This is a genomic window from Azospirillum sp. B21 (assembly GCF_008364825.1).
Lineage (GTDB): Bacteria > Pseudomonadota > Alphaproteobacteria > Azospirillales > Azospirillaceae > Azospirillum.
Map to the genome: position 1 here is coordinate 616,791 of NZ_VTTO01000001.1, position 13,644 is coordinate 630,434.

General features: G+C 65.1%; 12 protein-coding genes. All 12 read right to left on the bottom strand.

Features of this window, described 5'->3' with window-relative positions; genetic code table 11:
* Positions 1-7: 7 nt before the first annotated feature.
* The 12 genes from nuoN to FZ983_RS02990 all read right to left on the bottom strand — a co-directional run bounded on the left by nuoN (position 8) and on the right by FZ983_RS02990 (position 13,602).
* Positions 8-1,456, bottom strand: a complete 1,449-nt coding sequence (gene nuoN / locus FZ983_RS02935; protein ID WP_149222102.1) for an NADH-quinone oxidoreductase subunit NuoN — start codon at positions 1,454-1,456, stop codon at positions 8-10.
* A gap of 13 nt (positions 1,457-1,469) precedes the next feature.
* Positions 1,470-2,996 carry an NADH-quinone oxidoreductase subunit M gene (locus tag FZ983_RS02940; protein ID WP_149222103.1) on the bottom strand — a complete coding sequence of 509 codons (1,527 nt, stop codon included), beginning with the start codon at positions 2,994-2,996 and terminating at the stop codon, positions 1,470-1,472.
* 25 nt (positions 2,997-3,021) lie between these two features.
* Positions 3,022-5,136: an NADH-quinone oxidoreductase subunit L gene (gene nuoL, locus FZ983_RS02945; RefSeq protein ID WP_149222104.1), complete on the bottom strand. Its 2,115-nt coding sequence runs from the start codon at positions 5,134-5,136 to the stop codon at positions 3,022-3,024.
* Between the two features lie 9 nt (positions 5,137-5,145).
* Positions 5,146-5,454, bottom strand: coding sequence for an NADH-quinone oxidoreductase subunit NuoK (gene nuoK, locus FZ983_RS02950; RefSeq protein WP_014248409.1), 309 nt, complete (start codon positions 5,452-5,454; stop codon positions 5,146-5,148).
* 2 nt (positions 5,455-5,456) lie between these two features.
* Positions 5,457-6,071 carry an NADH-quinone oxidoreductase subunit J gene (locus FZ983_RS02955; protein ID WP_149222105.1) on the bottom strand — a complete coding sequence of 205 codons (615 nt, stop codon included), beginning with the start codon at positions 6,069-6,071 and terminating at the stop codon, positions 5,457-5,459.
* Between the two features lie 18 nt (positions 6,072-6,089).
* A complete protein-coding gene (gene nuoI, locus FZ983_RS02960; protein WP_014248411.1) occupies positions 6,090-6,578 on the bottom strand; it encodes an NADH-quinone oxidoreductase subunit NuoI in 489 nt (162 codons plus the stop codon).
* A gap of 115 nt (positions 6,579-6,693) precedes the next feature.
* A complete protein-coding gene (gene nuoH / locus FZ983_RS02965; protein ID WP_149222106.1) occupies positions 6,694-7,704 on the bottom strand; it encodes an NADH-quinone oxidoreductase subunit NuoH in 1,011 nt (336 codons plus the stop codon).
* Positions 7,697-9,760: an NADH-quinone oxidoreductase subunit NuoG gene (nuoG, locus tag FZ983_RS02970; protein ID WP_149222107.1), complete on the bottom strand. Its 2,064-nt coding sequence runs from the start codon at positions 9,758-9,760 to the stop codon at positions 7,697-7,699. Before nuoG ends, nuoH begins: the two co-directional genes overlap by 8 nt.
* Positions 9,761-9,775: 15 nt before the next feature.
* A complete protein-coding gene (gene nuoF, locus FZ983_RS02975) occupies positions 9,776-11,065 on the bottom strand; it encodes an NADH-quinone oxidoreductase subunit NuoF (protein ID WP_149222108.1) in 1,290 nt (429 codons plus the stop codon).
* Positions 11,066-11,081: 16 nt separating this feature from the next.
* Complete coding sequence (gene nuoE, locus FZ983_RS02980; protein WP_149222109.1) at positions 11,082-11,729, bottom strand: NADH-quinone oxidoreductase subunit NuoE; 648 nt, start codon at positions 11,727-11,729, stop codon at positions 11,082-11,084.
* The gene (locus FZ983_RS02985; protein ID WP_149222110.1) at positions 11,726-12,976 is read right to left on the bottom strand and encodes an NADH-quinone oxidoreductase subunit D; all 1,251 of its coding nucleotides are present in this window, start codon (positions 12,974-12,976) and stop codon (positions 11,726-11,728) included. The genes nuoE and FZ983_RS02985 overlap by 4 nt, the downstream gene beginning before the upstream one ends.
* Positions 12,973-13,602 carry an NADH-quinone oxidoreductase subunit C gene (locus tag FZ983_RS02990; protein WP_149222111.1) on the bottom strand — a complete coding sequence of 210 codons (630 nt, stop codon included), beginning with the start codon at positions 13,600-13,602 and terminating at the stop codon, positions 12,973-12,975. Before FZ983_RS02990 ends, FZ983_RS02985 begins: the two co-directional genes overlap by 4 nt.
* Positions 13,603-13,644: the final 42 nt, after the last annotated feature.

Below are 13,644 nucleotides of genomic sequence, written 5' to 3' on the forward strand. Positions count from 1 at the left end.
TCCGCCGTCAGCCGGCGAACAGGGCCGCCGCGGCAGCCGCCGCACCGTTCAGGATCGGCGCCGGAGCGACGAAGAACAGCAGGGTGAACAGGCTGGTGACCACCAGGACGCCGGTCATGCCGTCGTCGTCCACCTTGTCGACCACCACCGCGGGCTCATCGAAATACATGATCTTGATGATGCGCAGGTAGTAGAAGGCGCCCACGACGCTGGTCAGCACGCCGATCACGGCCAGCGTGTATTCCTGCGCCGCGACGGCGGCCAGGAAGACGTACAGCTTGCCGAAGAAACCGGCCATCGGCGGAATGCCGGCCATGGAGAACATGAAGATCGCCATGGTTGCGGCCAGCATCGGGTTGGTTTTCGACAGGCCCGCGAAGTCCTTGATCTCCTCCAGCATCTGGCCCTTGGCCTTCATGCTGAGGATGACCGCAAAGGCGCCGATGTTCATGGCGATGTAGAGCGCCATGTAGATCAGCACGCCGCGCACGCCGTCCTGGGTGCCGGTGGTCAGGCCGACCAGGGCGTAACCGACATGGCCGATGGAGCTGTAGGCCATCAGGCGCTTGATGTTGGTCTGCATGATGGCGACGAAGGACCCGATCACCATCGACAGAACGGCCGCGGCCACCAGCACCTGATGCCACTGGTCGGCGAGATGGCCGAACGGCTCGATCACCACGCGGGTCAGCAGGGCGATGGCCGCCACCTTCGGCGCCGCCGCGAAGAAGGCGGTCACCGGGGTCGGCGCGCCCTCATACACGTCCGGGGTCCACATGTGGAACGGCGCGGCCGAGACCTTGAAGGCCAGACCGGCCATCACGAAAACCAGACCGATCACCAGGCCCGGCGACACGTGGGCGCCACCCGCGAACAGGGCAGCGACCTTGTCGAAGGAGGTCGTGCCGGCGAAGCCGTAGACCAGCGACGCACCGTACAGCAGCATGCCCGAGGAGAGCGAGCCGAGGACAAAATACTTTAGGCCGGCTTCGGACGACTTGGCGCTGTCGCGGCGGAAGGCTGCGATGACGTAGAGCGCGAGGCTCTGCGTCTCCAGGCCGACATACAGCGAGATGAAATCGTTCGCCGAGATCATCATCAGCATGCCGAGAGTCGCGAAGACCATCAGCACCGGGAACTCGAAGCGGGCCATCTGCTCCCGCTCGTTGAACCCGAGCGAGAGGATGACCGCGAAAGCCGCCGAGACCAGCACCAGCACCTTCATGAAGACGCCGAAGGCGTCCATCACGAACATGCCGTTGAAGGTGACGATGCGGCCGCTGCCATAGCCCATCGCCAGGACGGCGGCGAGCAGCATACAGACGATCGCCAGATAGGAGACGGGACGGGTGAAACCGTCGCCGCGGAACACGCCCAGCATCAGCAGGGCGACGCCCGAGAGTGCCAGGAAGATCTCCGGCAGGGCCGGCCAGATGTCGGGAAACACTGCGGTCATGTCGAAGAACCCCTTACCGAGCGGCGACCGAGACGCCGGACGCGGCGTGCGACGCGGCCAGCTTGGTCTGGTAGGTCTGGATCAGCTGCTCGACCGATGCCGAGGTGACGTTCAGGAAGCTGCTGGGATAGACGCCCATCCAAAGGACGACGGCGACCAGCGGCAGGAACACCGCGATCTCGCGCGGGGTGATGTCGAACATCGCCTTGACGTCCGGCTTCACCAGCTTGCCGTAGACGATGCGGCGGTACAGCCACAACGCGTAGGCGGCGCCCAGAACCATGCCGGTGGCGGCCAGGGCGGCGACCCAGGTGTTGTCGCGGAAGACGCCGAGCAGCACCAGGAACTCGCCGACGAAACCGGCGGTGCCCGGCAGGCCGACGGAGGCCATGGTCATGAACAGGAAGATCACCGCGTATTTCGGCATGTTCTTCACCAGACCGCCATAGCGGGCGATCTCGCGGGTGTGCAGCCGGTCATAGACGACGCCGACGCACAGGAACAAGGCGCCCGACACGATGCCGTGCGACAGCATCTGGAAGATCGAGCCTTCGATGCCCTGCTGGTTCAGCGCGAACATGCCGATGGTGACGAAGCCCATATGGGCGACCGACGAGTAGGCGATCAGCTTCTTCATGTCCTCCTGGGCGAGAGCGACCAGCGAGGTGTAGATCACGGCGACGACCGACAGGGTGTAGATCAGCGGCGCGAAATACTCGGTGGCCTCCGGCAGGATCGGAATGTTGAAGCGCAGGAAACCGTAGCCGCCCATCTTCAGCAGCACGCCGGCCAGGATGACCGAACCGGCGGTCGGCGCCTCGACGTGGGCATCCGGCAGCCAGGTGTGGACCGGCCACATCGGCACCTTCACCGCGAAGGAGGCGAAGAAGGCGAGCCACAGCCACAGCTGCATGTTGCGCGGGAACTGGGTGGCGGTGATGGTCGGGATGTCGGTGGTGCCGGCCACAAAATACATGGCCAGGATCGCCAGCAGCATCAGCACCGAGCCGAGCAGCGTGTAGAGAAAGAACTTGAAGGCGGCATAGACGCGGCGCGGACCGCCCCAGACACCGATGATCAGGAACATCGGGATCAGGACGCCTTCGAAGAACATGTAGAACAGCACGAAGTCCAGCGCGCAGAACATCCCGATCATCAGGGTTTCCAGCGCGAGGAAGGCCATCATGTATTCCTTCACCCGGACCTGCACCGACTCCCAGCTCGCCAGGATGCACAGCGGCATCAGGAAGCCGGACAGGACGACGAACAGCACCGAGATGCCGTCGACGCCCATGTGGTAGTTGATGCCGAATTCCGGGATCCAGCCCGCCTTCTCGACCATCTGGTAGCCGGGATTGCGCGGATCGAAGTTGGCCCAGACGAGCAGCGTCAGCACGAAGGTGACGAGCGTCGTCCACAGAGAGATGTACCGCACGTTCCGCAGCACGTCCGGGGAATTGCCCCGGCAGAACAGCAGGATCAGCGCGACGCCCACGAGCGGCAGGAAGGTCGCGAACGACAGGATCGGCCAGCTAGCCATTGTTGTTGTTCTCCTTCGATACCGCTCAGCCGAAAACCGACAGCCAGGCGACGAACAGGACGACCCCGATCACCATGGCAAAGGCGTAGTGATAGACGTAACCGGACTGCAGCCGGCTGGTGCGGGCCGCGATGTCGCGGGTGGCGGCGGCAATGCCATCCGGCCCCACGCCGTCGATCACCGCACCGTCGCCCGCCTTCCACAGCCCATAGCCCAGGGCCTTGGCCGGACGGGTGAACAGCGCATCATACAGCTCGTCGAAGTACCACTTGTTGTAGAGGAACTGGTGAATGCCGCGGAAGGTGCCGGCGATCTTGCCCGGCAGGCCCGGCATCATGATGTAGCCGACATAAGCCATGGCGATGCCGAGCAGGCCGACCACCAGCGGAGCCAGCTTGACCCAGCCCGGGGTGTGATGGTGCGCGGCCTCAATGGTGTCGTGGTCGTGCAGAACCATCAGGGCCTTGCCCCAGAACTCGGCACGGTCGTGGCCGATGAACCACTCGTGGAAGCCGACGCCGGCGAACAGCGCACCAAGCGTCAGCACCGCCAGCGGCACCAGCATGACGAGCGGCGACTCATGGGCATGGTCGTAGACTTCCTTGTCCATCCGCGGCGTGCCGTGGAAGGTCATGAACAGCAGGCGCCAGGAGTAGAAGGCGGTCATCAGTGCGGCGGCGATACCGAGCGCGAAGGCGAAGCGCCCAACCCCGCTGCCCGAGGCGAAGGCCGCCTCCAGGATCATGTCCTTGGAATAGAAGCCGGCGAAGAAGGGCAGACCGGCCAGCGCGAGGTTGCCGATCCACATCACCGCGTAGGTGAAGGGGATCTTGCGCCACACGCCGCCCATCTTGCGCATGTCCTGCTCATGGTGCAGGGCATGAATGACAGAGCCGGCGCCGAGGAACAGCAGGGCCTTGAAGAAGGCGTGCGTGAACAGGTGGAACATTGCCGCGCCGTAGGCCGACACGCCGATGGCGAAGAACATGTAGCCGAGCTGGGACATCGTCGAATAGGCGATGACCCGCTTGATGTCGAACTGGGTGAAGCCAATGGTCGCCGCGACGAAGGCCGTCAGGCCGCCGACCACCGCGACCACTTCCAGTGCCGTCGGCGCGTACTCGAATACCGGGGACAGGCGGCAGAGCATGAAGACGCCGGCGGTGACCATGGTGGCGGCGTGGATGAGCGCCGACACCGGGGTCGGGCCTTCCATCGCGTCCGGCAGCCAAGTGTGCAGGCCGAGCTGAGCAGACTTGCCCATCGCGCCGATGAACAGCAGCAGACAGGCGATGGTCAGGCCGTTGAAGTCCCAGCTGAGGAAATGCAGCGTCTCGCCGGTCAGCGTCGGGGCCTTGGCGAAGATCGCGTCGAACTGGACCGAACCGGTCAGCACGAAGATCGAGAAGATGCCGAGCACGAAGCCGAAGTCGCCAACGCGGTTGACCAGGAAGGCCTTCATGGCGGCGGCGTTGGCCGACGGCTTCTCGTACCAGAAGTTGATCAGCAGGTAGGAGGCGAGACCGACGCCTTCCCAGCCGAAGAACATCTGGACCAGGTTGTCCGCCGTCACCAGCATCAGCATGGCGAAGGTGAACAGCGACAGGTAGCCCATGAAGCGCGGCTTCTGCGGATCCTCGGCCATGTAGCCGATGGAGTAGACGTGCACGCAGGCCGAGACGGTGTTGACGACGATCAGCATCACCGCGGTGAGCTGGTCGACCCGCAGCGCCCACTTCACGTCCAGCGTGCCGCTCTGGATCCAGGTCATCAGCTCGATGGTGCGCGGATGACCGCCCACGGCGACGTCGAAGAACAGGACCCAGGACAGGATCGCCGAGACCAGCACGGCGCCCGCGGTCACGAACTGCGAGACGCGGTCGCCGACGGTCGGCGGGCCGGCGACGACATGGTGGTCGTCGTGGGCGTCGTCGTGCGCGTGGTCCAGCTCGTCGTGCGAGATGTGGTGGGCATGATCGTCATGGGCGTGGGCGATCTGGGCGTGCCCGTGATCGTCATGGCCATGACCGTGGCTTCCGTGACCCGCAGCCGCCGGCTCGGCCTTCGGCCCGCCGAACAGCGCGATCGATCCGGCGACGAGGAACGCCAGGAGCGGAAGGAATACGACTAGCACTTCCATGGCGCCGCCTCAGCCCTTCATCATGTTGATGTCTTCGACTCGGATCGAGCCGCGGTTGCGGAAGTAGACCACCAGGATGGCAAGGCCGATGGCCGCCTCGGCGGCGGCGACGGTCAGGATGATCATGGCGAAGATCTGGCCGACCAGATCGTGCAGGAAGGTCGAGAAGGCGACGAGGTTCAGGTTCACCGCCAGCAGCATCATCTCGATCGACATCAGGATGATGATGACGTTCTTCCGGTTCAGGAAGATTCCCAGCACACCCAGCGTGAAGATGATGGCCGAGACCGTCAGGTAATGTCCGAGACCGATCTCCATGATCACACGCCCTCCCCGGTCGGTACCTTGCGAATGACGACCACGTCTTCCCGGCGACGGGAGATCTGGGCGCCGACATTCTGTTTGCGCACGCCCGGACGGTGCCGCAGCGTCAGCACGATCGCGCCGATCATGGCGATCAGCAGGACGATGCCGGATGCCTGGAACAGGTAGACGTACTGCGTGTACATCAGCCGGCCCAGCGCATGGGTGTTCGTCACCTGGTCGAGCGCAGGCGTCGGCGCGCCGGCGACCGTCGCCACGTTCGGGGCGACGATCCAGCCGCCCAGCACGGCCGCCAGTTCCGCCAGCAGGATCAGCCCGACGAGCGCGCCCAGCGGCAGCGCTTCCATCGCACCCTTGCGCAGTTCGCGGAAGTTGATGTCGAGCATCATCACCACGAACAGGAACAGCACGGCCACGGCGCCGACATAGACGATGACGAGGATCATCGCGATGAACTCGGCGCCCATCAGGACGCAGAGACCGGCTGCCTGGAAAAAGGCGAGGATCAGGAAAAGGACCGAATGAACGGGGTTCCGCGCCGAGATGACCATCACACCGGAGGCCACCAGCAGCGCGGCGAACACGTAGAAGGCGATGCCTTGGAGTATCATCGTTTTTCTCGCTTCCGCTTACCGGTAAGGAGCCTCGGCCGCGAGGTTCTGGGCGATTTCCGCCTCCCAGCGGTCGCCGTTCGCCAGCAGCTTCTGCTTGTTGTAGAAGAGCTCTTCACGGGATTCGGTGGAGAACTCGAAGTTCGGCCCCATGACCACCGCGTCGACCGGGCAGGCCTCCTGGCACAAACCGCAGTAGATGCACTTGGTCATGTCGATGTCGTAGCGCGTGGTGCGGCGGCTGCCGTCGTCACGCGGTTCGGCTTCGATGGTGATGGCGAGAGCCGGGCACACCGCTTCGCAAAGCTTGCACGCGATGCAGCGCTCCTCGCCATTCGCATAGCGGCGGAGCACATGCTCGCCGCGGAAGCGCGAGCTGATGGGGCCCTTCTCATAGGGGTAGTTGATCGTGACCTTGGGCTTGAACATGTAGCGCAAGGTCAGCGCCATGCCGCCCAGCAGCTCGGTCAGGAACAGGCTGCGCGCCGCGCGGTCGAGGAACGCCATGGCCTCTTCGTCTCCTTCCTCGCCGGCGGTCGCCCGTTTTCTGGACGGCTCGCCGGCACTCAAATCGACACATCAGTGATGGGTTCGGTGCAGGCTGGCTTGATTCGGGGCCCGCTTACTTGGGCAGCCAGCCGAAGGTCACCAGGACACCGGCGGTCAGCACGACCCAGAACAGCGAGAAGGGCAGGAAAACCTTCCAACCCAGCCGCATCAGCTGGTCATAGCGGTAGCGCGGCACGGTGGCGCGAACCCAGACAAAGGTGAACAGGCACAGCGCGATCTTCAGCGCGAACCACACGATGCCGGGCACCCAGGTGAAGGGCGCGATGGGCAGCGGGGGCAGCCAGCCACCGAGGAACAGGATGCTCGTCATCGCGCTCATCAGGATCATGTTGGCGTATTCGCCAAGGAAGAAGAGCGCGAAGGGGGCGGAGCTGTATTCCACCATGAAGCCGGCGACCAGCTCCGACTCACCTTCCGGCAAGTCGAAGGGGGCGCGGTTGGTTTCCGCGAGCGCCGAGATGAAGAACATCACGAACATCGGCAGCAGCGGGATGGCGAACCACACCGTTTCCTGGGCGCGCACGATGTCGGTCAGGTTCAGCGACCCGACGCAGAGCAGCACGGTGATGATGATGAGGCCCATCGAGACCTCATACGACACCATCTGCGCCGCGGAGCGGAGCGCGCCCAGGAAGGCATAGCGCGAGTTCGACGCCCAGCCGGCCATTACGATGCCGTACACGCCGAGCGACGAGATCGCGAAGAGGTACAGCACGCCGACGTTGATGTTGGACAGCACCACCCCGTAGTCGAACGGGATGACCGCCCAGGCGATCAGCGCCAGGAAGAAGGTCAGCATCGGCGCGATGTAGAAGACGATGCGGTTGGCGCCTTCCGGCAGGATCTGCTCCTTCGCGAACAGCTTCAGGCCGTCGGCGAAGGGCTGCATCAGGCCGAAGGGACCGACGATGGCCGGACCCTGGCGCAGTTGCATCGAGCCCATGATCTTGCGCTCGGCGTAGGTCATGAAGGCCACGGCGACCAGCAGCGGCACGACGATCGCCAGGATTTGCAGGACCATAATGATCAGCGGCAGGAGGAAGCCGCTCCAGAACTCAGCCATGGGTGCCAGTCCTCTCCTGAGCAGGGCCCACCAGCGCTTCCGTGCAGTTGGCCATCGTCACCGATGCCCGGCTGATCGGGTCGGTCATGTAGAAGTTGGTGATCGGCGTCACGAAGGGAGCGGCGTCGAGCGGCCCCTGTGCGCCGAAGGGCGCCCAGGCGGCAGGCGTCATCTCGCCGATCGCACCGAAGATCGGGTTAGCCGCCATCAGCCGCTGGCGCAGCTGGCCATGGGTGTCGAAGGGCAGCGTGGTGCCCAGCACTTCCGACAGGGCGCGGACGATCTTCCAGTCCTCGCGCGCTTCGCCGGGCGGGAAGACCGCGAGGCGGGCGAGCTGCGGACGGCCTTCGGTGTTGACGTAGACCGCGTTCTTCTCGGTGTAGGCGGCACCCGGCAGGATGACGTCGGCGCGGTGGGCGCCGGCATCGCCATGGTGGCCCTGATAGACGACGAAGGCATTGCCCAGCTTCGCCGTATCGATCTCGTCGGCGCCCAGCAGGTAGACGACGTCGATCTCGCCCTTCGACGCACCGTCGAGGATGCCGTGGACGTCGCGGCCGCCCTCGCCCGGCAGGAAGCCGGCCTCGATGCCGCCGACCCGCGCCGCGGCGGTGTGCAGCACGTTGAAGCCGTTCCAGTCGTCGCGGAACATGCCGTAGGCCTCGCCGACCAGACGGGCGGCAGCCTGCACCGCGAGACCGTCGGCGCGCTGGAAGGCGCCCATGCCGACGATGATCATCGGGTTCTTGGCGGCGCGCAGGGTCTCGGCGAACGGATGGCTGCCGTCGACCAGCTGCTGCAACGTCTCCGGACCGGTGCCGATCACGCTGTAGGGATAGGTCAGGTCACGCTGCTCGCCGATGGAGGCGATGGTGACGCCGCCGGCCAGATAGCGCTTGCGGATGCGGGCGTTGACCAGCGTGCCTTCCCAGCGCGGGTTGGTGCCGACCAGCAGGATCACGTCGGCCTTCTCGATGCCGGCGATGCCTGAGTTGAAGAGGTAGCCGGCGCGCACCGAAGTATCGAACCGCGCGCCGTCCTGGCGGCAGTCGAGGTTGGCCGAACCAAGGCGGGACAGCAGCTCCTTCAACGCGAACTGGGCCTCGACATCGGCCAGATCGCCGGAAATGGCGGCGATGCGGTTGCCGGGCAGGCCCTTCAGGCGCGCCGCGATGGCGGTGAAGGCCTCGGCCCAGCTGGCCGGAACCAGCTTGCCGTTCTGGCGGATATAGGGGCGGTCCAGGCGCTGGCGCTTCAGACCGTCATAGGAGTAGCGGCTCTTGTCGTTCAGCCACTCCTCGTTGATGTCGTCGTTGACGCGCGGCAGGACACGCATCACCTCAGGCCCACGGGCGTCGACGCGGATGTTCGAGCCGACGGCGTCCAGGACGTCGATGGTCTCGGTCTTGCGCAGTTCCCACGGGCGCGCCGTGAAGGCGTAGGGCTTGTGGGTCAGCGCACCGACCGGGCAGACGTCGGCGAGGTTACCTGACAGCTCGGACCCGATCGCCTTCTCGACGAAGGTGGTGATCTCCATATGCTCGCCGCGATAGACGGCGCCGACATCGGGAACACCGGCCACTTCGTTGATGAAGCGGATGCAGCGGGTGCAGTGGATGCAACGGGTCATGATGGTCTTGATGACCGGACCCATATACTTGTCGTTGACCGCCCGCTTGTTCTCGCCGTAGCGGCCGCGGTCGAAGCCATAGGCCATGGCCTGGTCCTGCAGATCGCACTCGCCGCCCTGATCGCAGATCGGGCAATCCAGCGGGTGGTTGATCAGCAGGAATTCCATGACGCCCTTGCGGGCCTTCAGGACGGTTTCGCTGTTTGTGCGGACGACCATTCCGTCGCCGCAGGGCATGGCGCAGGACGCGACCGGCTTGGGCGCGCGCTCCATCTCCACCAGGCACATGCGGCAGTTGGCCGGCACGCTGAGGCGCTCGTGGTAGCAGAAGCGCGGAATCTCGATCCCCAGCTGCTCGCAAGCCTGGAGGATCGAGGTGCCCGGTTCGACCTCGATCTCGATCCCGTCGATGGTCAGTTTCGGCATGGGAACGGGAACTCCTTACTCGGCCGCCAGCGGGGCGCTGTTGCGGTAGGTCTGGATGCGCCGCTCGACTTCCGGGCGGAAGTGGCGGAACAGGCCCTGGATCGGCCAGGCGGCGGCGTCGCCGAGCGCGCAGATGGTGTGGCCTTCGACCTGCTTGGTGACCTGCAGCAGCATGTCGATCTCTTCCATGCGCGCGTTGCCGGTGACCATGCGCTGCATGACGCGGCTCATCCAGCCGGTGCCCTCGCGGCACGGCGTGCACTGGCCGCAGGACTCATGCGCGTAGAACTGCGACAGACGGGCGATGGCCTTCACGATGTCGGTGGACTTGTCCATCACGATCACCGCGGCGGTGCCGAGGCCGGACTGCACTTCGCGCAGGCTGTCGAAATCCATCAGGACGGTGTCGCAGATCGACTTCGGCAGGACCGGAACCGACGAGCCGCCGGGGATGATGCCCAGCAGGTTGTCCCAGCCGCCGCGCACACCGCCGGCATGCTTTTCGATCAGCTCCTTCAGCGGGATGCCCATCTCCTCTTCCACGTTGCACGGGTTGTTGACGTGCCCAGAGATGCAGAAGAGCTTGGTGCCCGAGTTCTTCGGACGGCCGAGGCCGGCGAACCAGGAGGCGCCGCGACGCAGGATGGTGGGAACAACCGCGATGGATTCGACGTTGTTCACCGTGGTCGGGCAGGAATAGAGACCGGCCTGGGCGGGGAACGGCGGCTTGTTGCGCGGCTGACCCTTCTTGCCCTCGATCGACTCGATGAGCGCGGTTTCCTCGCCACAAATATACGCGCCCGCACCCCGGTGGATGTAGACGTCGTAAGTGTAGCCGGTGCCGCAGGCGTTCTTGCCGATCAGCCCCGCCGCATACGCCTCGTCGATGGCGCGCTGGACGTTGGAGCCCTCGTTGTAGAACTCGCCGCGGATGTAGATGTAGCAGGCCCTGGCGCCGATGGCGAAACCGGCGATCAGGCAGCCTTCGATCAGCTTGTGCGGATCATGGCGCAGGATGTCGCGGTCCTTGCAGGTGCCGGGCTCGCCCTCGTCGGCGTTAATGACGAGGTAGACGGGCTTGTCGGTCACGTTCTTCGGCATGAAGGACCACTTCATGCCGGTCGAGAAGCCGGCGCCGCCGCGGCCGCGCAGCCCCGATTCCTTCACCTGCTCGATGATCCAATCCCGGCCATTGGCCAGGAAGGACGCCGTGTTGTCCCAATCACCGCGCTTGCGGGCCGCCTCGAGACCGAAGTCCTGGTAGCCGTAGAGGTTGGTGAAGATGCGGTCCTCATCGCGAAGCATCGCTGTCCCCTCCCCCTCAATCGTCCGCTTGCGCGGTGGTGGCGTCCGCTTGCGCGGCGGTAAAGGCCTTCAGCGTCGTCGGGCCGCCGACCGGCTCCGAGGACTGACGGCCGATCTGCGAACCGGGCTTCGGCGTCTCGCCGCGCGCCAGCGCGTCGAGGATGCGCTCCATGTGCTCCGGGGCTACGTCTTCGTAGTAATCGTCACCGATCTGCACAACCGGCGCGTTGACGCAGGCGCCCGAGCACTCGACCTCGCCCAGCGTGAACTGGCCGTCGGCCGTGGTCTCGCCCACCTCGATGCCGAGCTTCTTCTTGCAGGTGTGGACGATGTCGTCCGACCCGCGCAGCCAGCAGGGCGTGGTGGTGCAGACCTGGATGTGGTGCCTGCCGACCGGGTTCTTGTTGTACATCGTGTAGAAGGTCGCGACCTCGTACACGCGGATGCGCGGCATGCCGAGCAGGTCGGCCACGGCGTCCATGGCGACGCGCGGCAGCCAGCCGCCGTTCTGGCGCTGGGCCACGTCCAGCAGAGGCATGCAGGCGCTGGCCTGCTTGCCCTGCGGGTACTTGGCGATGATGCGCTTCGCCAGCTCCAGATTTTCCGGAGTGAAGGTGAAGCTGGTCGGCTCGGCGTGGCCGTGATCGGAAGCGGGCGCGCTCATCGATCGATTTCTCCGAAAACGATGTCCATCGAGGCGATGTTGGCGACGGCGTCGGCCAGCATGTGACCCTTCGACATGAAGTCCAGGCCCTGAAGATGGGCGAAGCCCGGCGCGCGGATCTTGCAGCGGTAGGGCTTGTTGGTGCCGTCGGAGACCAGATACACGCCGAATTCGCCCTTGGGCGCTTCGATGGCGGTGTAGGTCTCGCCGGCGGGGACGTGGAAGCCCTCGGTGAAGAGCTTGAAATGGTGGATCAGCGCTTCCATCGAGCGCTTCATCTCGCCGCGCGGCGGCGGGGACACCTTCCGGTCCTCGATCTTGTAAGGGCCGGCCGGCATCTCCTTGCAGCACTGGCGGATGATGCGCAGCGACTGCCGCATTTCTTCCATGCGCACGAGATAGCGCGCCCAGCAATCGCCGGTCAGGCCGACCGGGACGTCGAACTCCATGCGGTCGTAGACTTCGTAGGGCTGCGACTTGCGCAGGTCCCAGGCGACGCCGGAGCCGCGCAGCATCGGGCCGGTGAAGGCCCAGTCGAGCGCCTCCTCCTTGGTGACGATGCCGATGTCGACCGTGCGCTGCTTGAAGATGCGGTTCTCGGTCAGCAGGCTTTCGAGGTCATCCATGAACTTCGGATAACGCTCGGTGAAGGCCCAGATGTCGTCCAGCAGCCCGTCCGGCAGGTCCCAGGCGACGCCGCCGGGCCGGAAATAGTTGGCGTGCAGGCGGGCACCCGACACGCGCTCGTAGAACTCCATGAGGATTTCGCGTTCCTCGAAGCCCCACAGAGCCGGCGTGATGGCACCGACGTCCAGCGCGCCCGTCGTGATCGACAGGATGTGGTTCAGGATGCGCGTGATCTCAGAGAACAGCACGCGGATGTACTGGGCGCGCAGCGGCGCCTTGATCTGCAGCAGGTTCTCGATACCGAGCACATAGGCGTGCTCCATGCACATCGGGCTGACATAGTCCAGGCGGTCGAAATACGGCACGGCCTGGACGTAGGTCTTGTACTCGATCAGCTTTTCGGTGCCGCGGTGCAGCAGGCCGATGTGCGGATCGCAACGCTCCACCACCTCGCCGTTCAGCTCCATCACCAGACGGAGCACGCCGTGGGCGGCCGGGTGCTGCGGCCCGAAATTCATCGTATAGGGCTTGATCTGCGTCTTGGTCTCGGGACCCGACGCGCTGATCGGACCAGTCGTGACGACGCCGGTCGCCGATTCGGTCGAAACGGTCATGCTCACGGCTTCTTGCTCCCGTCCTGGAGGGCCGCCTTCTCATCGCCGGGCAGCATGACGTTGGTCATGCCTTCCCACGGGCTGAGGAAGTCGAAGGCGCGGAAATCCTGGGTCAGACGGACCGGCTCGTAGATCACGCGCTTCTGGTCCTCGTCGTACCGGGCCTCGACATAGCCGGTCAGCGGGAAGTCCTTGCGGAAGGGGTGCCCCTCGAACCCGTAGTCGGTGAGGATGCGGCGCAGGTCCGGGTGATTTTCGAAGAAGATGCCGAACAGGTCCCACACCTCGCGCTCGAACCAGTTGGCCGCGCTGAAGACGGAAACGGCCGACGGAACGGGCGTGTCCTCGTCGGTGGCCAGCTTCACGCGCATGCGCCGGTTGTGGGTGTAGCTGAGCAGCTGATAGACCACCTCGAACCGCTCGACGCGATCCGGGTAATCGACCGCGGTGATGTCGGTCAGCTGCTCGAACCGGATGGCCGGATCGTCGCGCAGCGCGGTCAGCACCGTCAGGATGGCCGGCCGCTTGACCGTCACCATCAGCTCGCCGAGCCTCACCTCGACCTTCAGGACGTCGCCGCCGAGTTTGGCCGCGATGACGTCCCCGAGTTCCTTCAACGCCTGTTCGGACATGGGTGGGACCCTGCCTTCCTACTTGTCTTCAGCGCGCTTGTC